Below are 21467 nucleotides of genomic sequence, written 5' to 3' on the forward strand. Positions count from 1 at the left end.
GTCGTCCTCAGAATCCAGCCGGAGCTTGTGTGTGCCAGTCAGTGACCTGTTGGTACTGGTGGGCGACGTTGAGCAAGCGGCCTTCCTGGAAGTAAGGGGCGAGCAGTTGCACACCCACCGGCAAACCGTCGACGAAGCCGGCTGGCATCGACAGGCCGGGAATGCCGGCGAGGTTGGCGGTGATGGTGTAGATGTCTTCCAGGTAGGCGGCGACCGGGTCGTTGTTCTTCTCGCCGAGCTTCCAGGCCAGGTTCGGCGTGGTCGGGCCGAGAATCACGTCGACCTCGTTGAAGGCGGCAACGAAGTCGTTCTTGATCAGCCGGCGAACCTTCTGTGCTTTCAGGTAGTAGGCATCGTAGTAACCGGCCGACAGCGCGTAGGTGCCGATCATGATCCGCCGTTTGACCTCGGCACCGAAGCCTTCGCCGCGCGAGCGCTTGTACAGGTCTTCGAGGTTGACCGGGTTTTCGCAGCGATAGCCGAAGCGCACGCCGTCGAAGCGCGACAGGTTGGAGCTGGCTTCGGCCGGGGCGATCACGTAATAGGCCGGAATAGCATGCTGCATGGTCGGCAGGCTGATGTCCTTGACCGTGGCGCCGAGCTTTTTCAGCTCCTCGACCACCGCCAGCACCGTGTCGGCGATGCGGCCGTCGAGGCCGGCACCGAAGTATTCCCTGGGCAGGCCGATGCGCAGCCCATGCAGCGGCTGGTTCAGGGTGGCCAGGTAGTCGTCGACCGGCTGGTCGACGCTGGTGGAGTCCTTGGCATCGAAGCCGGCCATGGCCTGCAGCATCAGTGCGCAGTCTTCGGCAGTGCGTGCCAGGGGGCCGCCCTGGTCGAGGCTGGAGGCGTAGGCGATCATGCCCCAGCGGGAGACGCGGCCGTAGGTCGGCTTGATCCCGGTGAGGTTGGTCAGCGCCGCCGGCTGGCGGATCGAACCGCCGGTGTCGGTGCCGGTGGCGGCCGGCAACAGGCGCGCGGCGATCGCCGCGGCCGAGCCGCCCGAGGAGCCGCCCGGTACGCGGGTCAGATCCCAGGGGTTGTGTACCGGGCCATAGTGGCTGGATTCGTTGGCCGAGCCCATGGCGAATTCGTCCATGTTCAGCTTGCCCAGGGTCACGCTGCCGGCGGCAGCGAGTTTCTCTACGACTGTGGCGTCATAGGGGGCCTTGAAGCCCTGGAGGATTTTCGAGCCGCAGCTGGTCAGCACATCTTTAGTGCAGAACAGGTCTTTGTGGCCGATCGGCGCACCGAGCAGGGCGCCATTTTCACCCGCGGCACGGCGGGCGTCGGCGGCCTTGGCCTGCTCCAGGGCCAGTTCCTCGGTCACGCTGATGAAACTGTTGAGCTGCGGGTCGAGTTGCGCAATGCGTTGCAACAGGCCGCGGGTCAGTTCCTCGGCGGAAAATTGTTTGGCGGCCAGGGCGCGGGCTATTTCAGCCAGGGTCAGTCGATGCATCACTCAATCACCTTGGGAACCAGATACAGGCCGTTCTCGACGGCCGGGGCGATCGCCTGGTAGGCGTCGCGGTGGTTTTCTTCGGTCACCACGTCGGCGCGCAGGCGTTGGGTCGCTTCCAGGGGGTGGGCCAGTGGCTCGATACCCGTGGTGTCGACCGCCTGCATCTGATCGATCAGTCCGAGAATATTGTTGAGGGTCTCGGTGGTACGTGGAATTTCGCTTTCATTCAGGCCCAATCGGGCCAGATGGGCGATTTTTTCCACCTCGGAGCGTTCAAGCGCCATTGAGGTTCTCCAGTAGAGGGCAGCCAATAGAAATGTGCGCGGGTCGTCATGTCTGAGCTGTGCAGGGAACGGATTCGGGGAGCGGGTGGTCAAAGGCCGCGATGATGGGCCGTATGGCCCCGAAAAACAGGCAATCTAACATATTGCCGCCTTGCTCAAAATCCCTGTCGTTGTTAGAGTTTGCCGCACTTTTTATCTGCGCGTTGTCGCGAGGTTGATTATTTGCGCGTCGCCGCGCGGTTGATTACCTGCGCGTTACCCGCGCGTTGCTTTTACCCACGCGTTGCCTAGGGTCCCTCTCCCATGTTCAAAAAACTGCGTGGCATGTTTTCCAGCGATCTGTCGATCGACTTGGGCACTGCCAATACCCTGATCTATGTGCGCGAGCGCGGTATCGTCCTCAACGAACCGTCGGTCGTCGCCATCCGTACCCACGGCAACCAGAAGAGCGTCGTTGCGGTCGGTACCGAAGCCAAGCGCATGCTCGGTCGCACCCCAGGCAATATCGCGGCTATCCGGCCGATGAAGGATGGCGTGATCGCCGACTTCAGCGTGTGCGAGAAGATGCTGCAGTACTTCATCAACAAGGTGCACGAGAACAGCTTCCTGCAGCCTTCGCCGCGCGTGCTGATCTGCGTGCCGTGCAAGTCCACCCAGGTGGAGCGTCGCGCCATCCGTGAATCGGCCCTGGGTGCCGGTGCCCGCGAAGTGTTCCTGATCGAAGAGCCTATGGCTGCTGCTATCGGTGCCGGCCTGCCGGTGGAAGAAGCCCGCGGTTCGATGGTCGTCGATATCGGCGGCGGCACCACGGAAATCGCCCTGATTTCGCTGAATGGCGTGGTTTACGCCGAATCCGTACGGGTCGGTGGTGATCGTTTCGACGAAGCCATCATCACCTACGTGCGGCGCAACTACGGTTCGCTGATCGGTGAATCCACCGCCGAGCGGATCAAGCAGGAAATCGGCACCGCCTACCCGGGCGGCGAAGTTCGTGAAGTCGACGTGCGTGGTCGTAACCTGGCCGAAGGCGTTCCGCGTGCTTTCACCCTCAACTCCAATGAAGTTCTGGAAGCCCTGCAGGAATCCCTGGCCACGATCGTCCAGGCGGTCAAGAGTGCGCTGGAGCAGTCGCCGCCGGAGCTGGCGTCGGATATCGCCGAGCGCGGTCTGGTATTGACCGGTGGCGGCGCCTTGTTGCGCGACCTGGACAAGTTGCTGGCTCAGGAAACCGGTCTGCCGGTGATCGTCGCCGAAGACCCGTTGACCTGCGTCGCCCGCGGCGGCGGCAAGGCCCTGGACATGATGGATCGCCACACCATGGACCTGCTGTCCACGGAGTGAGCCGTCTGCGCCAAGTCTCGAGCTGCAAGCCGGGTTTTCACTCGCTTGCAGCTTTTTGTTTGCTGCTTGACGCTTGAGAGGAACTCGCCATAAAACCGCTATTTGCCAAAGGTCCTTCGCTCGGTGTGCGCCTGCTGGTGTTCACCGTGCTATCGGCTGCGCTGATGGTGGTGGATGCGCGACTCACCGTGTTGCAGCCGTTGCGCAGCCAGTTGGGGCTGATTGTCGAGCCGGTCTACTGGCTCGGCCGTTTGCCGGTGACCCTGTGGGACAGCGCCACCCAGGAGCTCAGCTCGCGCAGCGACCTGGCGGCCGAGAATGAGCAGCTCAAGGCCGAAAGCCTGATGCTGCAGCGGCGCCTGCAGAAGCTGGCGGCGTTGACCGAGCAGAACGTGCGCTTGCGCGAACTGCTCAACTCGGCGGCGCTGGTCGACGACGATGTGTTGGCCACCGAGCTGATCGGCATCGACCCCAATCCCTTCACCCATCGCATCCTGATCGACAAGGGCAGCAAGGATGGCGTGCTGCTCGGTCAGCCGGTGCTCGATGCCCGCGGCCTGATGGGCCAGGTGGTCGAGGTGATGCCCTACAGCTCGCGGGTGCTGTTGCTCACCGACACCACTCACAGTATTCCGGTGCAGGTCAACCGCAACGGCCTGCGCGCCATCGCCAGTGGCACCGGTAACCCGGAACGCCTGGAGTTGCGCCATGTGGCCGATACCGCGGATGTCAAGGAAGGCGACCTGCTGCTCAGCTCCGGTCTGGGCCAGCGTTTTCCCTCGGGCTACCCGGTGGCCGTGGTCACCGAGGTGATTCACGACTCCGGCCAGCCGTTCGCGATTGTCCGCGCCATGCCGACCGCCAGCCTGAATCGCAGCCGCTACATGCTCCTGGTGTTTACCGATCCGCGCAGCCCCGAGCAGCGCGCCAGCGATTCGGCCGAGGCGCAGGAGGTGGCGGATCGTCAGGCCCGCGAGCAAGCGGGTGGGTCACCACTAGCGCCTGCAGTTCCTGCCACCGCGAGCGATGCGCCAGTTACGTCCCCCACCCCTGCAGCGGAACCTCGCCAATGATCGCTTTGCGTGCACGCAACGTCTGGGTGATCTGGCTCAGCCTGGCCCTGGCCCTGCTCCTCAGCGTGGCCACCTTGCCCAAGTTCATGGAGGTCGGCCGGCCGCTGTGGCTGGCGTTGATCCTGACTTACTGGGTGCTGGCCTTGCCCCATCGGGTGGGCATGACCACGGCCTGGTGCGTCGGGCTGCTGGCCGATGTGCTGAATGGCGCATTGCTGGGGCAAAATGCCCTGATCCTGACTCTGGTGACCTTCCTGGTGCTGAGCCTGCACCAGCGCTTGCGCATGTTCCCCATGTGGCAGCAGAGCATGGTGCTGCTGGTGGTGTTCGGTCTGGCCCAACTGGTCCAGCTGTGGCTCAATGCCTTGACCGGTAGCCGTCCGCCGACCCTGGCGTTCGTCTTGCCGGCACTGGTCAGCGCACTGTTGTGGCCGTGGGTCTGTGTCATCCTGCGGGGTGCGCACAAGCGCCTCAACGTCAATTGAGTGCGGCTGGCCCTGCACGAGTTCGACAGGGAGAAGTCCGCATGACCACACTCTATCTGGCTTCCGGGTCGCCGCGACGTCGCGAGTTGTTGACCCAGATTGGCGTGCCCTTCAGCCCGCTAATCGTCCCCATCGATGAAAATCCATTGCCAGATGAGCTTCCCCGCGCCTATGTAGAGCGTCTGGCTCGCGCCAAAGCGCAGGCCGGACTGGCCGCCTTGGTTGATCCGCGCGATGCTGTAGTTCTCGGTGCCGATACCTCCGTGGTCCTCGATGGGCAGATTCTCGGCAAGCCGCAGGACCGCGACGAAGCCGTGGCGACCCTGAGCGCGCTGTCCGGTCGCGAGCATCAGGTACTGACGGCGGTAGCCCTGGCGTCGGCCAGCAAGGTGGTCGCGCGGGTGGTCAGCAGTCGGGTGCGCTTTCGCCGGTTGACGCGCGCCGAGATCGAGGCCTATTGGGCCACCGGCGAGCCCCGGGACAAGGCTGGCAGTTATGCTATTCAAGGGTTGGCGGCAGTGTTCGTCAGCCAGTTGCAGGGCAGTTACTCGGCCGTGGTGGGTTTGCCCCTGGGGGAAACCGCCGAGTTACTCGCAGAATTTGCTATTCCGTGCTGGCAGCAGTTGCCAGTCCACAGTCAAGAGGGTGCAGGTCGCGAGTGAGCGCCGAAGGCTGGCGCTGCCCGGCTTGCCGCTTCGTCGGACCAGAGATAGAGCCATGAGTGAAGAGATCCTGATCAATATCACGCCGATGGAATCACGCGTGGCGGTGGTGGAAAACGGTGTGCTGCAAGAGGTGCATGTCGAGCGTACGCAGAAGCGCGGTATCGTCGGCAACATCTACAAGGGCAAGGTGGTGCGGGTGTTACCGGGCATGCAGGCGGCGTTCGTCGACATCGGCCTGGATCGCGCAGCCTTTATTCATGCCTCGGAAATTTCCAGTCGTGAAGGCAGCGCGGTGGAAAGCATCAGCGCCCTGGTTCATGAAGGACAGGCCCTGGTGGTGCAGGTCACCAAGGACCCGATCGGCAGCAAAGGCGCGCGCCTGACTACCCAACTGTCGATTCCCTCGCGTTACCTGGTGTACATGCCGCGCACCAGCCATGTCGGCATTTCCCTGAAGATCGAGGACGAAGCAGAGCGCGAACGCCTCAAGCAGGTGGTGGCCGACTGCGTCGCTGCCGAAGGCATCGCCGAGGCCGGCGGCTTTATCCTGCGCACGGCTGCCGATGGCGTGGGTGCCGATGAAATTCTGGTTGATATCCGCTACCTGCGGCGCCTGTGGGATCAGATCGCGGCGCAGAAGCAGAGCGCGCCGGCCCCGTCGGTGATCTACGAAGACCTCAGTCTGGCCCTGCGCACCCTGCGCGACCTGGTCGGCCTGCGCACCGAGAAGATCCGCATCGACTCGCGGGAAACCTTTCAGAAGATCACCCAGTTCGTCGACGAGCTGATGCCGGAAATCGCCGACCGTCTGGAGCACTACCCGGGCGAGCGACCGATTTTCGATTTGTACGGTGTCGAAGACGAGATCCAGCGGGCGCTGGAGCGCAAGGTGCCGCTGAAGTCCGGTGGTTACCTGATCATCGATCCGGCCGAGGCGATGAGCACCATCGACGTCAATACCGGCGCCTTCGTCGGCCACCGCACCCTCGAGGAGACCATCTTCAAGACCAACCTCGAAGCGGCCACCGCCATTGCCCGGCAACTGCGCCTGCGCAACCTCGGCGGCATCATCATCATCGACTTCATCGACATGGAAGACGAAGAGCACCAGCGCCAGGTGCTGCGTACCCTGGAGAAACAGCTGGAGCGCGATCACGCCAAGACCAACATCATCGGCATCACCGAGCTGGGCCTGGTGCAGATGACCCGCAAGCGCACCCGCGAGAGCCTCGAGCAGATTCTCTGCGAACCGTGCGGCTGCTGCCAGGGACGCGGCAAGATGAAGACCCCGGAGACCACCTGCTACGAGATCTTCCGCGAGATCCTGCGCGAGGCGCGGGCCTACCAGGCCGAGGGCTACCGGGTGCTGGCCAATCAGAAAGTGGTGGACCGCCTGCTCGACGAAGAGTCGGGTAATGTCGCCGACCTCGAAGCCTTTATCGGCCGGACCATCAAGTTTCAGGTCGAGACGATTTACTCCCAGGAGCAATACGATGTGGTGCTGTTGTGACTCTGCCGTCCGTGTTCAGGGTATGAACTGAATGGCGCGTCTGGCTGGTTGGTTGATCGCGACGTTGCGCTGGGGCCTTGGCTTGTTCGCGTTGGGCCTGGTGCTGGCGGCGTTGTATGTCAGTCTCGGTCGCGAGCTGGTGCCATGGGTCGCCGAGTATCGTCTGGAGGCCGAAGACCAGGCCGCCGCGGCACTCGGTATGCCGCTGCGCATCGGTCGGCTGGAGGGGCGCTGGCAGGGCTTCGCGCCACTGTTGATCGCCCATGACGTGCAGCTGGGCGAAGGTGCCAGCGCACTGCGCCTGGATCAGGTGCGCCTGGTGCCGGACGTGCTCGCCAGTCTGTCGGCGCGTGAGCCGCGGCTGGCCAAGCTGGAGCTGGATGGCTTGCAGTTCAGCCTGCACCAGGACGAGCAGGGGGCCTGGACGGTGAAGGGGCTGCCGCAGCGCAGCACACCTGCGGCCCTGGATATCGCTCAGGTATTGCAGCAGCTGCAGGCGGTGAGTCGCCTGTCGCTGTTGAACAGCCAGGTGACGCTGGAAGCCCATCAACTGCCGGCCGTGACCCTTACATACGTCAACCTGAGCCTGCGCAATGGCGCGAGTCGTCAGCGTCTGGATGCGCGCCTGCTGCTGCCCGACGGCCAGCCCGTGGCGCTGCAGTTGCGCACCCGTATGCAGGCCGAGCGCTGGCGCGAGGTGCAGGCCGAACTGTACCTGAGCCTGCCGCAAAGCGATTGGGCGCGCTGGCTGCCGCCGAGCGTGACGCGCGAGTGGCGTCTCGAGCAGTTGCAGGCCGGTGGTGAAGTCTGGCTGGACTGGGCCGATGGCGCCTTGCAGCGTGCCGTCAGTCGCCTGCATGCGCCGCAATTGGCCGGCGCCTATGCCGAGCGTGAGGCGGCGCAGGTGCAGAATCTCGCCCTCAACGCCTATTTCGAGCGGACCGAACAGGGTTTCGAGCTGCTGCTGGACGACCTGGCGCTGAGTCAGGGCGAGACCCGCTGGGGCGAGGTGCAGCTGGCCATCAGTCATCGCCAGGACAGTCGCGACGCCGAAGAGCAGTGGTCGCTCGGCGCCGATCGCGTCGAACTGACGCCGTTGCTGCCGCTGGTCAAAGCCCTGCTGCCCTTGCCGGACAAGGCTATGGTGCTGCTCGACAGCCTGCAGCCACAGGGTGCCTTGCGCAATATTCAGGTGGATTACCGGCCCCGGGCCGAGGGCGACCAGCGCTTGCAGTTTGCCGCCAATCTCGAACGCATCGGTTTTTCCGCCCACCTGGCCTCGCCTGCGGTCGAAAACATCAGCGGCAGCGTGGCCGGTGACCTGGGGCAGGGCGAACTGCGCCTGGCGGCCGAGGATTTTTCCCTGCACCTGGACACCCTGTTCCCCGAACCCTGGCTGTACAGTCAGGCCAATGCCCGGCTGACCTGGCAATTGAACGAACAGGCCTTCACCCTGCGTAGCCCCTATCTGCAGGTGCTCGGTGAGGAAGGGCCGATTGCCGGTGACTTCCTGATTCGCCTGATGTTCGATCCCGAGGCCGAGGACTACATGGACCTGCGCGTCGGTCTGCGTGATGGCGATGCGCGTTATACCGAGAAATACCTGCCGACCCGCGCGCCGGGCTTGAGCGCGGAACTGGCCGATTGGCTGAAGACCGCGATTCGCGGCGGCAAGGTCAATGAAGGTTATTTTCAGTATCAGGGCTCGCTGAACAAGGGCGCCGCCGATGCCGCACGCAGTCTCAGTATGTTCTTCGCCGTGGAGGACGCCGAACTGGCCTTCCAGCCGGGTTGGCCGGCACTGCGCGAGGCGCGTGGCGAGGTGTTGATCGAAGACAGCGGGGTGCGGGTGCGGGTGGCCGAGGGGCGCATACTCGATAGCCGGGTGCGCAACGCCACGGCGGAGATTGCCCACGCGGCGCCGGGGCAGGCTCCACGGCTGCTGCTCGACAGCGAGCTGCAAAGCAGTGTCGTCGATGCCCTGAAGATTCTCCAGGATGCGCCCATGGGCACTGCCGAAATCTTCGCCGGTTGGCAGGGCGAGGGGCCGCTGTCGGGCAGGCTCAAGCTCGATCTGCCGCTGCGCAAAGGGCTGGCGCCGGCGGTGATAGTCGACTTTGCCACCGAAGGTGCGCGGCTCAAGTTGAGCAATCCCGAGCTGGAACTCAGCCAGCTGCAGGGCGCCTTTCGCTATGACACGGCCCGCGGTTTGAGTGCCCCGGCTATTCGCGCTCAAGCCCTCGGCCATGCCGTGCGGGGCAAGGCCATAGCGGAAGGTGAGCTTGGCCGGGCTCGTACGCGTATCGAGGCCAGCGGTCAGGTGCCGCTGAACACCCTGACGGCCTGGCTGGGCGTGACCGCGGCATTACCTGTGAGCGGCACCTTGCCCTATCGCCTGCGCCTGAGTCTGGAGGGTGGCGACAGTCAGTTGCGGGTGGATTCGAGTCTTCAGGGCGTGGCCATCGCGCTGCCTGCCCCCTTTGGCAAGCGCGCAACCGAGCAAAGCTATGCCGATTGGCGCATGACCTTGAATGGCGACGAGCGGCGCTATTGGCTGGATTACGCCGATCTGGCGAGCCTGGCCTTCGCGGCTCCGCCCGGTCAACTGGCCGAGGGCCGCGGCGAGCTGCGCCTGGGTGATGGCCCGGCATTGATACCGGCGGGGAAGGGCGTGCGCGTGCGCGGGCAGGTCAGCGAACTGGATTGGTCGGCCTGGCAGGCGGCACTCAAGCCTTATGTCGGTGTGGCGCGCGAGGATGCGCAGCAGGTGTTCAAGGACGCGCAACTGAAGATCGGTCGGTTCAGCGGCTTTGGCAGCACGGTCGACGACCTGACGATAGGGCTCAAACGTGCGCCTGCGGCCTGGTCGCTCGATCTGGATAGCCAGCTGCTGAAAGGTCGGGTCGACTTGCCGGATGCCGACGCGGCGCCTATCGCGGTCAATCTGGCGTACCTGCGTTTGCCGACGGCGGCGGCCAAGGATGGCGTGGCCGAGGACAAGCCGGATCCGCTGCTTGGCGTCGATCCGCGGCAGATTCCGGCCCTCGATCTGCGCATTGCCGAGGTGCGGCAGGGTACCGAGGCGCTGGGGGCGTGGTCGCTGAAAGCGCGGCCGAACGCCACGGGGGTACAGTTCAACAACCTGAACCTGGAGCTGAAAGGTCTGCAGCTGACCGGTAGCGCCGGTTGGCAGGGCACGGCAGAGGCCAGCAGCAGTTGGTACAAGGGGCGCATGCAGGGCGAGGACCTGAGCGATGTGCTGCTGGCCTGGAATTTTGCGCCGACGGCCAGCAGTGAAAGTTTTCATCTGGATGTCGATGGCCGCTGGCCAGGTTCGCCGGCCTGGGTCAGTCTCAAGCGTTTTTCCGGCAGCATGGATGCGACCTTGCGCAAGGGGCAGTTCACTGAAGTGCAGGGTCCGGCTTCGGCGTTGCGGGTGTTTGGCCTGCTCAACTTCAACTCGATTGGCCGCCGCCTGCGCCTGGACTTTTCCGACCTGTTCGGCAAGGGTTGGAGCTATGACCGGGTCAAGGGGCTGCTGGACGCCCGCGATGGTGTGTACGTTACCCGTATCCCCATTACCGTGACCGGGCCATCGAGCAATCTGGAGCTGGACGGTACCCTGAACCTGGTCGATGACCTGATCGATGCCAAGTTGCTGGTGACTTTGCCGGTGAGCAACAATCTGCCGCTGGCGGCGTTGATCGTCGGCGCGCCGGCGATTGGCGGGGCGTTGTTCGTGGTGGACAAGCTGCTGGGTGATCGCGTGGCGCGTTTTGCCAGTGTGCAATACAGCGTCAAGGGTCGCTGGCAGGATCCACAGATCAGCTTCGACAAGCCCTTCGAGAAGCCGCGCTGACAGGCCATTGAAAATCCACTGCGTCAGACGATGCAGTCGATGGCCATGGCTTGTAAGCTGAAGGCCCAACCATCCACCGACCAGGAGCACGCATGAGCCTCGCGGTGATTCAAATGGTCAGCCAGGCCGATGTGCCGGCCAATCTGCTCCAGGCCCGGCGTCTGCTCGAGCAGGCCGCTGCGGGCGGGGCGCGCCTGGCGGTGTTGCCGGAAAACTTCGCCGCCATGGGCCGCCGCGACCTGGCGGCGCTGGGGCGCAGCGAGGCGCGCGGTGAAGGTCCGATCCTGCCCTGGTTGAAACAGGCCGCCCGTGACCTCAGGTTATGGATAGTGGCCGGTACCCTGCCCTTGCCACCCGCTGGCCAGCCCGAGGCCAAGGCGCGGGCCTGTTGCCTGTTGCTCGACGAGCATGGCGAGCAGGTGGCGCGCTATGACAAGCTGCACCTGTTCGATGTGGAGGTTGGCGACAGCCAGGGCCGTTACTGCGAGTCCGATGACTTTGCCCATGGCAGCCGGATCGTGCTGGCGGATACGCCCGTTGGGCGCCTGGGTTTGACGGTGTGCTATGACCTGCGTTTCCCTGAGCTGTATGGTGCTCTGCGTGACGCCGGAGCAGAGTTGATCAGCGTGCCGGCGGCCTTTACCGCGCTGACCGGTGCGGCGCACTGGCAGATACTGGTACGCGCCCGCGCCATCGAGACCCAGTGCTACCTGCTGGCCGCCGGTCAGGGCGGCATTCACCCTGGCGGGCGCGAGACCTTCGGCCATTCGGCCATCGTCGATCCCTGGGGCCGGGTGCTGGCCGAGCAGGCGCACGGCGAGGCGGTCTTGCCGGCTAGTCGCGATGCCGCCGAGCAGGCGGCGATTCGCCAGCGCATGCCGGTGAGCCGGCATAAACGATTTTTTGCAGCGACCGAACCACGGTTGCCAGGTTTGCAGCAGTCATGAACGGGATAAAGCAGTTATGAGCGAGATGTTGTTGACGGTGAGTGAGCATCTACTGGGCCCGGGCGGCTTGACCCTCGACCATCTGCCAGGGGTGCTGGGCGAGTTGTCCGGGCCCGGTATCGATGCGGCCGATCTGTATTTCCAGAGCCAGGTGTCCGAAACCTGGGTGCTGGAGGACGGCATCGTCAAGGAAGGCAGTTTCAACCTCGATCAGGGCGTCGGCGTGCGCGCCCAGTCCGGCGAGAAAACCGGGTTTGCTTACAGCAACGCGATCACCGCCGAGGCGCTGACCCAGGCCGCCCGCGCGGCCCGCTCGATTGCCCGGGCCGGGCAGAACGCGCGGGTTCAGGCCTTCAGCAGCCCGCAGGTCACTGCCCTGTATGCGCCGGACAACCCGCTGGACGTGATCGGCCGGGCGCAGAAGGTCGAGTTGCTCAAGCAGGTCGATGTGGCCACGCGTGCACTCGATTCGCGGATCAAGCAGGTCACGGTCAGCCTCGCCGGGGTCTGGGATCGCATCCTGGTGGCGGCGCAGGACGGCGGCCTGGGCGTCGATATTCGCCCGCTGGTGCGCTTCAATGTCAGCGTCATCGTCGAGCAGAATGGCCGCCGCGAGCGTGGCGGCCATGGTGGTGGTGGGCGGACCGACTACCGCTACTTCATGAGCGAGGATCGCGCCATGGGTTACGCCCGCGAGGCGCTGCGTCAGGCCTTGGTTAATCTCGAGGCGATTCCCGCACCGGCCGGCACGCTGCCGGTGGTGATGGGTGCCGGCTGGTCCGGTGTGCTGCTGCACGAGGCGGTCGGTCATGGCCTGGAAGGCGACTTCAATCGCAAGGGCAGCTCCGCCTACAGCGGGCGCATGGGCGAGAAGGTCGCCTCGAGTCTGTGCACCATCGTCGACGACGGCACCCTGGCCGGCCGCCGTGGTTCGCTCAGCGTGGATGACGAAGGCACACCGACCCAGTGCACCACGCTGATCGAGAACGGCGTGCTCAAGGGCTATATGCAGGACAAGTTGAATGCCCGCCTGATGGGCGCGGCGCGCACCGGCAACGGCCGCCGCGAATCCTATGCGCACCTGCCGATGCCGCGCATGACCAACACCTACATGCTGGCCGGTGAAAGCGACCCGGAAGAAATTATTCGTTCGGTGAAGAAGGGCATCTACTGCGCCAACCTCGGCGGCGGTCAGGTCGACATCACCAGCGGCAAGTTCGTCTTCTCCACCAGCGAGGCCTACCTGATCGAGAACGGCAAGATCACCGCGCCGGTCAAAGGCGCCACCCTGATCGGCAACGGCCCGGAGGCGATGAGCCGGGTGTCGATGGTCGGCAACGACCTGGCCCTGGACAGCGGCGTCGGCACCTGCGGCAAGGACGGCCAGTCGGTGCCGGTCGGCGTCGGCCAGCCGACCCTGAAGATCGATGCGATTACCGTCGGCGGCACGGGAGCCTGAAACACGCGAGCGTGATGGTCGGTTAGCCGAAGGCGTAACCCACCATCACGCCAGGATCAACGCAACCCGCGTTGGGCTTCGTCCAGTTCGCGGAGGTATTTGAAGATTTTACGCGAGGCCGCGGGCGCTTTGTCCTGTGCCAATTCGTGCTGGGCCTGGCGGATCAACTGACGCAGGTGTTGCCGGTCTGCTTCGGGATAGTCGCCAACAAAGGCTTCCAGGGTGTCGTCGCTGCCGTTGATAAGACGGTCACGCCAGCGCTCCAGGCCGTGAAAGCGTTCGTTGTACTGGCGAGTAGAGGCATCAAGCTGGTCGAGCAGGGTAAGAATCGCGTCGATGTCCTGATCGCGCATCAGCCGGCCGATAAACTGCATATGGCGTTTTTTCGCGGAGTTGGCCGTGTGCTTGGGCGCCTCTTCGAGGGCGCGGCGCAATTCGTCGGTCAGCGGCAGTTTGTTGAGCAGGTCGGGCTTCAGGGTGGTCAGGCGTTGACCCAGGTCTTGCAGGGCGTGCAGCTCGCGTTTGACCTGGGTTTTACTCTTCTCGCCGGAGAAGTCATCAAGATATTCAGGCATGGGGGTGATCCAATGGAAAACGCCGCCATGATAGCAAGTATCCAACTGCAAGCGTTCGGCCCGCAGCATCATGCGCGACGCTCGCAGTAGATCCCGGACAGATTCTTAGGAGTTGTTATGAGTGCAGTAGATATTGTCGGCCCCGAGGCCGTGCCGCAGTTGCAGGCGCAGGTCGAACAGATCATCGCCGAAGCGAAGAAGCAGGGCGCCAGTGCCTGCGAGGTGGCCGTATCGGTGGAGCAGGGGTTGTCCACGTCGGTGCGCCAGGGCGAGGTCGAGACGGTTGAGTTCAATCGTGACCAGGGCTTCGGTATCACCCTGTATGTCGGTCAGCGCAAGGGCTCGGCGAGTACCTCGGCGAGTGGCGATGCCGCTATCCGGGAAACCGTGGCGGCGGCTTTGGCCATCGCCAAGCATGCCTCGGAAGACGAATCGGCGGGCTTGGCCGATGCCGCGCTGATGGCGCGCGAGCTGCCGCAACTGGATCTCTATCACGCCTGGGCCATCAGCCCGGAACAGGCCATCGAGCAGGCGCTGCGTTGTGAAGCGGCAGCCTTTGCCGCGGACAAGCGGATCAAGAACGCCGACGGCACTACCCTCAACACCCACCAGGGCTGCCGGGTGTATGGCAACAGCCATGGTTTTGTCGCCGGCTACGCCAGCACCCGACACAGCCTGAGCTGCGTGATGATCGCCGAGGATGGCGGGCAGATGCAGCGCGATTACTGGTACGACGTCAATCGTCAGGGCGAACTGCTGGCCGATGCCGCGGGCATTGGCCAGCGGGCCGCGCAGCGTGCAGTCAGCCGGCTGGGCGCGCGCCCGGTGCCGACCTGCGAAGTGCCGGTGTTATTTTCCGCCGAACTGGCGACGGGGCTGTTCGGGCATTTCCTCGCCGCCATTTCCGGTGGCAATTTGTACCGCAAGTCATCCTTCCTCGAGGGCGCCCTGGGCCAGCAATTGTTCCCCGACTGGCTGAGCCTCGATGAGCGTCCGCATATTCCACGTGCCCTGGGCAGTGCGGCCTTCGACGGCGATGGCCTGGCCACCTATGCCAAGCCCTTTATCGAGGGCGGCGAGCTGGTCTCTTACGTGCTGGGCACCTACTCGGGGCGCAAGCTGGGGATGCCGAGTACGGCCAACTCCGGTGGCGTGCACAACCTGTTCGTCAGCCACGGCGCGGAAGATCAGCAGGCGCTGCTCAAGCGCATGGGCCGCGGCCTGTTGGTCACCGAGTTGATGGGCCAGGGCCTGAACATGGTCACCGGCGACTATTCGCGTGGGGCTGGCGGCTTTTGGGTGGAGAACGGCGAGATCCAGTTCCCGGTGCAGGAGGTGACCATAGCCGGCAACCTGCGCGACATGTTCAAGCAGATAGTCGCGGTGGGCAACGACCTGGAGCTGCGCAGCAATATCCGCACCGGCTCGGTGCTGATCGAGAAGATGACGGTGGCGGGCAGCTAGGGCGGGTGGGGCTGCAGCGGTAAGCCTCGGGTCGTAGGCCGGGTTAGCGGCGCATGCCGCTGACCGAAGGCTGCTGCCGGACTAAGGCGCCGCGTAACCCGGTAGGGCATATCGCGGCTATTTGGAGCTGTTGGGTTACGGCGCGCCAAACTCTTTGGCATGCACGCTGATTGAGTGGATGCGCTTCACCCAACCTACGCCTATTCGCCTTCGTCGAAGTAGTTGTTGATCAGTTCGACCAGGGCGTTGAGTGCGTCATCGTCCTGCTCGCCTTCGGTGTGCAGGTGAATCGGTGTGCCTTTGCCGGCTGCGAGCATCATCACGGCCATGATGCTTTTGCCGTCCACCAGGCACTCCGGTGCGCGGCCGACCTTGACCTGGCAGGGGAAACGCCCGGCGACACCGACGAACTTGGCTGCTGCGCGTGCATGCAGGCCCAGCTTGTTGATGATGGTGATCTGGCAGGTGGGCATCGCGGCAGGATCCTTAGCTAAGGTCGCGGTGGCGAACCTGAACATTCTTCAGAATGGGTTTCAGGGTCTCGCCCAGGCGATTGGCCAGGTATACCGAGCGGTGATGACCGCCGGTGCAGCCTATCGCCACGGTGACATAGGCGCGGTTGCTGGCAGCGAAGCGCGGCAGCCATTTTTTCAGGTAGGCGAGGATGTCCTGGAACATTTCCTCGACATCGGCCTGAGCCGCCAGATAGTCGGCGACCGGCTGGTCGAGCCCGGAGAACTCGCGCAGGTCCGGCTTCCAGTAGGGGTTGGGCAGGCAACGCACATCGAACACCAGGTCGGCATCCACCGGCATACCGCGCTTGAAACCGAAAGACTCGACCAGGAAGGCCGTGCCCGGTTCCGGCTGATTGAGCAGACGCAGTTTCAGGCTGTCGCGCAACTGGTAGAGGTTGAGATGGGTGGTGTCGATCTGCAGGTCGGCGAGGTCGGTGATCGGTCCGAGCAGCAGGCTTTCATCGGCGATCGCCTCGGCCAGCGAGCGGTTCTCGTTGGTCAGCGGATGGCGCCGGCGAGTCTCGGAAAAGCGCTTGAGCAGGGTTTCCTCGTCGGCATCCAGGTAGATCACGTCGCACTTGATATGCCGTGCACGCACCTCCGCGAGGATTTCCGGGAAACGCTTGAGTTGGCTGGGCAGGTTGCGCGCGTCGATCGACACGGCGACTTGCGGGTGGAGCAGCTCGGTATCCTGCAGGGTGCGCTCCGCCAGTTCGGGGAGCAGGCCCGCCGGCAGGTTGTCGATGCAGTAGAAGCCGTTGTCCTCAAGGACATCGAGGGCAGTGCTTTTGCCGGAGCCGGAGCGACCGCTGACGATGATCAGGCGCATGGTCAGGCCCGGTTGAGCTGGCTTTGTATGTCCACCACGACCTGATACAGCGCATCGCTGTTCTGGGCTTGGCGCAAACGCTCACGCACATCGCTGCGGTCGAGCATGCTGGCGATCTGGCGCAGCAATTCCAGGTGTTCGTCAGTGGCCGCTTCCGGTACCAGCAGGACGAACAGCAGGTCGACAGGAGCACCGTCGATGGCGTCGAAGTCCACCGCCGCATCCAGGCGCAACAGTGCACTGATCGGTGCGTTACAGCCCGGCAGGCGACAGTGCGGAATGGCAATGCCATTGCCGAAACCGGTCGAGCCGAGTTTTTCGCGGGCGATCAGGCTTTCGAAAATGTCTTGGCCATCCAGGTCTGGCAGTTCGCGTGCCACCAGGTTGGCTATCTGTTCGAGTACGCGTTTTTTACTGCCTCCCGGCACGTTCACCAGGGAACGGCCGGGGGTCAGGATATTTTCGAGTCGGATCATAGGAGGGAGGCGATCTCAGCGGGCCGTAGCGCCCTGCTGGCGGTCGATCTGCTTTTCCTTGTGCTTGATGAGTTGACGGTCGAGTTTGTCGGTCAGCAGGTCGATGGCTGCGTACATGTCGTCGTGTTCGGCATTGGCGACCACTTCGCCGCCGGCGATATGCAGGGTCGCTTCGATTTTCTGCTTGAGCTTCTCGACCTCCATGGTGACTTGCACGTTGGTGATCTTGTCGAAATGGCGCTCCAATCGACCGAGTTTTTCGTCGATATAGTCGCGCAGGGCGTCGGTCACATCCAGCTGGTGTCCACTGATGTTGACTTGCATACCGTTTCTCCTTGTTGCCGCGTATGAGAGGCAGGCTATCGGGCCTGCCACCGGGATACTTTGGCGTGAAAGACGCTGGCAAGGCGCACCTGACCCGTTCGCTCTTCGGGTCTTGGCAGTGTGGCTGCTAGCGAGAGAGCGAGGCCGAGTGCGTTGCATGCCTTATGTGTTGGTCTTTCGTCGAGTGCCACCTTACATCAATCGCTTGCGCTCGCTGGAGGGCGCTATACCAAGCGATTCACGGTATTTTGCGACTGTGCGGCGGGCTACTTGTATGCCCTGTGCCTCCAGTAAACCAGCGATCTTGCTGTCACTCAACGGCTTTTTTGCATTTTCCGCAGCGACCAGTTTTTTGATGATGGCGCGGATCGCCGTCGAGGAGCATTCGCCGCCTTCGGCGGTGCTGACGTGGCTGGAGAAGAAATATTTCAGCTCGTAAATACCACGCGGGGTGTGCATGAATTTTTGCGTGGTGACCCGTGAAATGGTCGATTCATGCATGCCCACAGCTTCGGCGATGTCGTGCAGCACCAGCGGCTTCATCGCTTCATCGCCGTAGTCGAGAAAGCCGCGCTGGTGCTCGACGATCTGGGTGGCGACCTTCATCAGGGTTTCGTTGCGACTCTGCAGGCTCTTGATGAACCAGCGCGCTTCCTGCAACTGGTTGCGCATGAAGGTGTTGTCGGCACTGGAGTCGGCGCGTTTGACGAAGCCGGCGTATTGCGCGTTGACCCGCAGGCGCGGCATGGCTTCCTGGTTCAGTTCCACCAGCCAGCGCTCATTGTGCTTGCGCACGATGACGTCGGGCACCACGTATTCCGGTTCGCTCGACTCGATCTGCGAGCCGGGGCGCGGGTTGAGGCTCTGGATCAGCTCGATGACCTGGCGCAGTTCGTCTTCCTTGAGCTTCATGCGGCGCATCAGCTGGCTGTAGTCACGACTACCGAGCAGGTCGAGGTAGTCGTTGGCCAGGCGTTGAGCCTCTGCCAGCCAGGGGGTCCTGGCTGGCAGCTGGCGCAGTTGCAGGAGCAGGCATTCGCGCAGGTCGCGGGCGGCAATACCGGCCGGCTCGAACTGCTGGATGCGGTGCAGTACGGCTTCCACTTCGTCGAGTTCGATGTCCAGGTCGGGGTCGAAGGCTTCGACGACTTCCGCGAGGCTTTCTTCCAGATAACCCTGGTAGTTGATGCAGTCGATCAGGGTGATCCCGATCAGTCGGTCCTTGTCGGACATCGGCACCAAATTGAGTTGCCAGAGCAGGTGGCTCTGCAGGCTTTCGCCAGACGAAGTACGAGTGGTGAAGTCCCACTCGTCATCGTCGTTGCTCGGCAGGCTGCTGGCGCTGGTCTGGTAGACGTCTTCCCAGGCGGTGTCGACCGGCAGCTCGTTGGGAATGCGTTCGTTCCATTCGCCTTCTTCCAGGTTGTCCACGGTCTGTGGGGTTTCCTGGTGGCTGTTGTCCTGGTAGGACTCTTCCTGCTGAGGGGCGGGCGCCGGATTTTCGACACCGTCGGCCAGGGGGTTCGAGTTGTCGAAGTCGTCACCGTCTTCTTCGCGCTCGAGCATCGGGTTGGACTCCAGGGCCTCCTGGATCTCTTGTTGCAGATCCAGGGTGGACAGTTGGAGTAGGCGAATGGCCTGTTGCAGCTGCGGGGTCATCGTCAGCTGCTGGCCCATTTTCAGGACTAGCGATGGTTTCATTGCAGACCTTATTTGCCGGCGTCTGTGCGCAATCCACTACAGGGCGCCGCAGCGCCACAAGGAAGCAAATTATATGCCTGATCTGCAGTGGTTTGCCTAGCTCTGGCTGCTGTTCGGTAGAGAAAAACCGCTGTTACAGGCGGAACTCGTGCCCCAGGTAGACATCCTTGACCAGTTGGTTGGCCAGGATAGCGTCGGCATCGCCTTCGGCGATCAGTTGGCCATCGCTGACGATGTAGGCTGTTTCACAGATATCCAGGGTCTCGCGGACATTGTGGTCGGTGATCAGTACACCGATGCCCTTGGCCTTGAGGTGGTGGATGATCTGCTTGATGTCGCCGACCGAGATCGGGTCGACCCCGGCGAAGGGTTCGTCGAGCAGGATGAATTTTGGTGCGGTGGCCAGGGCACGAGCGATTTCCACGCGCCGGCGTTCGCCACCGGACAGGCTCATGCCGAGATTGTCGCGGATGTGGCTGATATGGAATTCCTGCAACAGGCTTTCCAGCTCCTTGCGGCGGCTGGCTCGATCCAGTTCCTTGCGGGTTTCGAGGATGGCCATGATGTTGTCGGCCACACTGAGCTTGCGGAAAATCGAGGCTTCTTGCGGCAGGTAACCGATGCCGGCACGGGCCCGGCCGTGCATCGGCAGGTGGCTGACGTCGTGGTCGTCGATCAGGATGCGGCCCTGTTCGGCCTGCACCAGGCCGACGATCATGTAGAAACAGGTGGTCTTGCCCGCGCCGTTGGGGCCGAGCAGGCCGACAATCTGCCCGCTGTCGATGCTCAGGCTGACGTCGCGCACGACTTGGCGGCCCTTGTAGCTCTTGGCCAGGTGCTGGGCTTTCAAAGTGGCCATTGCTACTGCGCCTGCTGTTCGGCTGGTGGGTTCTTCGGCTGGATCACCATGTCGATGCGCGGGCGTGGCGTGGTGATATTGGTGCCCGTGGCGCGCCCGGCGTTGACGATCTGGCGTTGGGTGTCGTAGACGATTTTTTCGCCCTCGAAGGTATTGCCTTCCTGGATCACCTTGGCCTGGTCGATCAGCACGATGCGCTCATTGGCGGCGAAATACTGGATGGTCAGGCCATAGGCCTTGACGATCTGCTTGTCTGCGGAGGGCTTCTGCTCGTAATAGGCCGGTTTACCGACCGAGGTGAAAATCTCGATGTCGCCCTGGGCGTTCTGGGTGATGGTCACGGTGTCGCCCGTGATCTTCAGTGTGCCCTGGGTGATGATCACGTCGCCGCGATAGACCGCGACGCCTTGTCGGTCATCGAGTTCGGCGCTGTCGGCCTGTACGCGGATCGGCTGCTCGCGGTCAGTGGGCAGCGCCCAGGCGCAAGCGCTTCCGAGCAAGGCACTCAAACTGAGCAGAAAGGGGAAGGTTTTAACGAACCTCATGCTGGCCTCTTACGTTGGACAGCAGGAGCATCCTGCCGTCATTCAAATACGCTTTCATTCCTTGTGCCGTGGTCACTCCATTGGCCGCGACGATTCTAACGGCTTGCTCGGTCTGCGCATATTCTTTATCCGGGATTACGGTCAGGCGACTGGTGGTCAGTATGGTTGGGCGACCCTTGGCATCGGTGCGTTCGACGCGGACTTTGTCGATCAATTCCACTTCCTTGCCTTGCGGTGCCACTTCGGCGCGTTCGCTGCTCACCTTCCAGGGCAGTTCGGTGCCGCGATACAGGTGCAGGAAGGGATTGGTCAGCAGGGTGATGTCGCTGCTCTTGATGTGCTCCAGTTTGTCGCTGGTCATCTCGTAATGCAGCTTGCCGTCGGCCTGGTACTGCAGGGTGTTGGCATTGACCACATAGAAGTCGATGGTGTTTTCGGCGCCGGATTGTGCCGGGCGCTCGGAGAAACTGTCGGGGTTGATGTTCCAGTAGCCAACGGCGGCGAGCAGTGCGGCCGCGAAAGTGTAAAGGACGGGTGTCAGCAGTTTGCGCAGCATAGTGGACTCTACAGGTAGGCGGTTTGGGCGGCGTCGAGGCGGCCCTGGGCGCGCATGATCAGCTCGCAGAATTCGCGGGCTGCACCTTCGCCGCCGCGGGCCTGGGTCACGCCATGGGCATGCTGGCGCACAAAGGGATCTGCGCTGGCGACCGCCATGCCCAGACCGACCCGACGGATCACCGGCAGGTCCGGCAGATCATCACCCAGATAGGCGACCTGCTCATAGCTTAGCCCGAGTTCGCCAAGCAGCTCATCGAGTACGACAAGCTTGTCTTCGCGGCCCTGGTACAGGTGCTGGATGCCCAGGTTTTTAGCGCGGCGTTCGACCACCGGAGTGGTGCGCCCGCTGATGATGGCGGTGCGCACGCCCGAGGCGATCAGCATCTTGATGCCGTGGCCGTCGAGGGTATTGAAGGTCTTGAACTCGCTGCCGTCGACCAGGAAATACAGCTTGCCGTCGGTGAGCACGCCGTCGACATCGAAAATCGCCAGTTTGATTGCCTGGGCGCGTTGTTGCAGGCCAGGGCTCATTACAT

21 protein-coding genes are annotated in these 21467 nt (G+C 63.3%); 9 read left to right on the top strand and 12 right to left on the bottom strand.

From position 1 onward, the window contains the following. Positions 1 to 7: 7 nt before the first annotated feature. Both gatA and gatC read right to left on the bottom strand, forming a co-directional pair. Complete coding sequence (gatA, locus tag R3355_RS13395) at positions 8 to 1462, bottom strand: Asp-tRNA(Asn)/Glu-tRNA(Gln) amidotransferase subunit GatA (RefSeq protein WP_318961626.1); 1455 nt, start codon at positions 1460 to 1462, stop codon at positions 8 to 10. After that, positions 1459 to 1746: an Asp-tRNA(Asn)/Glu-tRNA(Gln) amidotransferase subunit GatC gene (gene gatC, locus R3355_RS13400; protein ID WP_172144020.1), complete on the bottom strand. Its 288-nt coding sequence runs from the start codon at positions 1744 to 1746 to the stop codon at positions 1459 to 1461. The genes gatA and gatC overlap by 4 nt, the downstream gene beginning before the upstream one ends. Before the next feature lie 303 nt (positions 1747 to 2049). Here gatC and mreB point away from each other — a divergent pair, with 303 nt between their 5' ends. The 8 genes from mreB (at position 2050) to tldD (ending at position 13085) form a co-directional block, all read left to right on the top strand. Continuing rightward, positions 2050 to 3087, top strand: a complete 1038-nt coding sequence (gene mreB / locus R3355_RS13405; protein WP_079203152.1) for a rod shape-determining protein MreB — start codon at positions 2050 to 2052, stop codon at positions 3085 to 3087. A 125-nt stretch (positions 3088 to 3212) separates the two neighbouring features. Further along, positions 3213 to 4160 (top strand): rod shape-determining protein MreC, encoded by a 948-nt coding sequence (mreC, locus tag R3355_RS13410; protein WP_413243510.1) that lies wholly within the window; start codon positions 3213 to 3215, stop codon positions 4158 to 4160. Continuing rightward, the gene (gene mreD, locus R3355_RS13415) at positions 4157 to 4645 is read left to right on the top strand and encodes a rod shape-determining protein MreD (protein ID WP_318949195.1); all 489 of its coding nucleotides are present in this window, start codon (positions 4157 to 4159) and stop codon (positions 4643 to 4645) included. Before mreC ends, mreD begins: the two co-directional genes overlap by 4 nt. A gap of 41 nt (positions 4646 to 4686) precedes the next feature. Next, positions 4687 to 5307 carry a Maf family protein gene (locus tag R3355_RS13420; RefSeq protein WP_318961627.1) on the top strand — a complete coding sequence of 207 codons (621 nt, stop codon included), beginning with the start codon at positions 4687 to 4689 and terminating at the stop codon, positions 5305 to 5307. Between the two features lie 55 nt (positions 5308 to 5362). Next, positions 5363 to 6820 (top strand): ribonuclease G, encoded by a 1458-nt coding sequence (gene rng / locus R3355_RS13425; RefSeq protein WP_318949193.1) that lies wholly within the window; start codon positions 5363 to 5365, stop codon positions 6818 to 6820. A gap of 31 nt (positions 6821 to 6851) precedes the next feature. Beyond that, positions 6852 to 10679 (top strand): YhdP family protein, encoded by a 3828-nt coding sequence (locus R3355_RS13430; RefSeq protein WP_318961628.1) that lies wholly within the window; start codon positions 6852 to 6854, stop codon positions 10677 to 10679. A gap of 92 nt (positions 10680 to 10771) precedes the next feature. Beyond that, complete coding sequence (locus tag R3355_RS13435; protein WP_318949168.1) at positions 10772 to 11626, top strand: carbon-nitrogen hydrolase family protein; 855 nt, start codon at positions 10772 to 10774, stop codon at positions 11624 to 11626. A 16-nt stretch (positions 11627 to 11642) separates the two neighbouring features. After that, entirely contained in the window at positions 11643 to 13085 is a 1443-nt protein-coding gene (gene tldD / locus R3355_RS13440; protein WP_318961629.1) for a metalloprotease TldD, read from the top strand. Positions 13086 to 13141: 56 nt separating this feature from the next. On the opposite strand, the gene yjgA is transcribed toward tldD, so the two are convergent. Continuing rightward, positions 13142 to 13660, bottom strand: a complete 519-nt coding sequence (yjgA, locus tag R3355_RS13445; RefSeq protein WP_318949166.1) for a ribosome biogenesis factor YjgA — start codon at positions 13658 to 13660, stop codon at positions 13142 to 13144. Between the two features lie 117 nt (positions 13661 to 13777). Between yjgA and pmbA the strand changes: the two genes are divergently transcribed. Further along, positions 13778 to 15124, top strand: a complete 1347-nt coding sequence (pmbA, locus tag R3355_RS13450) for a metalloprotease PmbA (RefSeq protein ID WP_318961630.1) — start codon at positions 13778 to 13780, stop codon at positions 15122 to 15124. Positions 15125 to 15324: 200 nt separating this feature from the next. Here pmbA and R3355_RS13455 read toward each other — a convergent pair whose 3' ends face one another. The 9 genes from R3355_RS13455 to R3355_RS13495 all read right to left on the bottom strand — a co-directional run bounded on the left by R3355_RS13455 (position 15325) and on the right by R3355_RS13495 (position 21462). Further along, entirely contained in the window at positions 15325 to 15597 is a 273-nt protein-coding gene (locus R3355_RS13455) for an HPr family phosphocarrier protein (RefSeq protein WP_318949164.1), read from the bottom strand. A gap of 13 nt (positions 15598 to 15610) precedes the next feature. After that, positions 15611 to 16468, bottom strand: coding sequence for an RNase adapter RapZ (rapZ, locus tag R3355_RS13460; RefSeq protein ID WP_318949163.1), 858 nt, complete (start codon positions 16466 to 16468; stop codon positions 15611 to 15613). Positions 16469 to 16470: 2 nt separating this feature from the next. Further along, positions 16471 to 16944, bottom strand: a complete 474-nt coding sequence (gene ptsN / locus R3355_RS13465; RefSeq protein ID WP_079203140.1) for a PTS IIA-like nitrogen regulatory protein PtsN — start codon at positions 16942 to 16944, stop codon at positions 16471 to 16473. 15 nt (positions 16945 to 16959) lie between these two features. Next, the gene (gene hpf / locus R3355_RS13470) at positions 16960 to 17268 is read right to left on the bottom strand and encodes a ribosome hibernation-promoting factor, HPF/YfiA family (protein ID WP_305255008.1); all 309 of its coding nucleotides are present in this window, start codon (positions 17266 to 17268) and stop codon (positions 16960 to 16962) included. A gap of 192 nt (positions 17269 to 17460) precedes the next feature. Further along, entirely contained in the window at positions 17461 to 18969 is a 1509-nt protein-coding gene (locus R3355_RS13475; RefSeq protein ID WP_318961631.1) for an RNA polymerase factor sigma-54, read from the bottom strand. Positions 18970 to 19102: 133 nt separating this feature from the next. Further along, a complete protein-coding gene (lptB, locus tag R3355_RS13480) occupies positions 19103 to 19828 on the bottom strand; it encodes an LPS export ABC transporter ATP-binding protein (protein WP_318949161.1) in 726 nt (241 codons plus the stop codon). A 2-nt stretch (positions 19829 to 19830) separates the two neighbouring features. Then, positions 19831 to 20373: a lipopolysaccharide transport periplasmic protein LptA gene (gene lptA, locus R3355_RS13485; RefSeq protein WP_318961632.1), complete on the bottom strand. Its 543-nt coding sequence runs from the start codon at positions 20371 to 20373 to the stop codon at positions 19831 to 19833. After that, a complete protein-coding gene (lptC, locus tag R3355_RS13490; RefSeq protein ID WP_318961633.1) occupies positions 20360 to 20929 on the bottom strand; it encodes an LPS export ABC transporter periplasmic protein LptC in 570 nt (189 codons plus the stop codon). Before lptC ends, lptA begins: the two co-directional genes overlap by 14 nt. An 8-nt stretch (positions 20930 to 20937) precedes the next feature. Next, a complete protein-coding gene (locus R3355_RS13495; protein ID WP_413243515.1) occupies positions 20938 to 21462 on the bottom strand; it encodes a KdsC family phosphatase in 525 nt (174 codons plus the stop codon). Positions 21463 to 21467 lie beyond the last annotated feature (5 nt).

Source organism: Pseudomonas sp. (assembly GCF_033723075.1).
In the GTDB taxonomy this organism is placed as follows: Bacteria; Pseudomonadota; Gammaproteobacteria; order Pseudomonadales; family Pseudomonadaceae; genus Aquipseudomonas.

Bases quoted from the DNA above. Each gene is read 5' to 3' on its own strand.
- gatC (WP_172144020.1), bottom strand. From the start codon at position 1,746: ATGGCGCTTGAACGCTCCGAGGTGGAAAAAATCGCCCATCTGGCCCGA.
- mreB (WP_079203152.1), top strand. From the start codon at position 2,050: ATGTTCAAAAAACTGCGTGGCATGTTTTCCAGCGATCTGTCGATCGAC.
- mreD (WP_318949195.1), top strand. From the start codon at position 4,157: ATGATCGCTTTGCGTGCACGCAACGTCTGGGTGATCTGGCTCAGCCTG.
- R3355_RS13420 (WP_318961627.1), top strand. From the start codon at position 4,687: ATGACCACACTCTATCTGGCTTCCGGGTCGCCGCGACGTCGCGAGTTG.
- rng (WP_318949193.1), top strand. From the start codon at position 5,363: ATGAGTGAAGAGATCCTGATCAATATCACGCCGATGGAATCACGCGTG.
- R3355_RS13430 (WP_318961628.1), top strand. From the start codon at position 6,852: ATGGCGCGTCTGGCTGGTTGGTTGATCGCGACGTTGCGCTGGGGCCTT.
- R3355_RS13435 (WP_318949168.1), top strand. From the start codon at position 10,772: ATGAGCCTCGCGGTGATTCAAATGGTCAGCCAGGCCGATGTGCCGGCC.
- tldD (WP_318961629.1), top strand. From the start codon at position 11,643: ATGAGCGAGATGTTGTTGACGGTGAGTGAGCATCTACTGGGCCCGGGC.
- yjgA (WP_318949166.1), bottom strand. From the start codon at position 13,660: ATGCCTGAATATCTTGATGACTTCTCCGGCGAGAAGAGTAAAACCCAG.
- pmbA (WP_318961630.1), top strand. From the start codon at position 13,778: ATGAGTGCAGTAGATATTGTCGGCCCCGAGGCCGTGCCGCAGTTGCAG.
- R3355_RS13455 (WP_318949164.1), bottom strand. From the start codon at position 15,597: ATGCCCACCTGCCAGATCACCATCATCAACAAGCTGGGCCTGCATGCA.
- rapZ (WP_318949163.1), bottom strand. From the start codon at position 16,468: ATGCGCCTGATCATCGTCAGCGGTCGCTCCGGCTCCGGCAAAAGCACT.
- ptsN (WP_079203140.1), bottom strand. From the start codon at position 16,944: ATGATCCGACTCGAAAATATCCTGACCCCCGGCCGTTCCCTGGTGAAC.
- hpf (WP_305255008.1), bottom strand. From the start codon at position 17,268: ATGCAAGTCAACATCAGTGGACACCAGCTGGATGTGACCGACGCCCTG.
- R3355_RS13475 (WP_318961631.1), bottom strand. From the start codon at position 18,969: ATGAAACCATCGCTAGTCCTGAAAATGGGCCAGCAGCTGACGATGACC.
- lptB (WP_318949161.1), bottom strand. From the start codon at position 19,828: ATGGCCACTTTGAAAGCCCAGCACCTGGCCAAGAGCTACAAGGGCCGC.
- lptA (WP_318961632.1), bottom strand. From the start codon at position 20,373: ATGAGGTTCGTTAAAACCTTCCCCTTTCTGCTCAGTTTGAGTGCCTTG.
- lptC (WP_318961633.1), bottom strand. From the start codon at position 20,929: ATGCTGCGCAAACTGCTGACACCCGTCCTTTACACTTTCGCGGCCGCA.
- R3355_RS13495 (WP_413243515.1), bottom strand. From the start codon at position 21,462: ATGAGCCCTGGCCTGCAACAACGCGCCCAGGCAATCAAACTGGCGATT.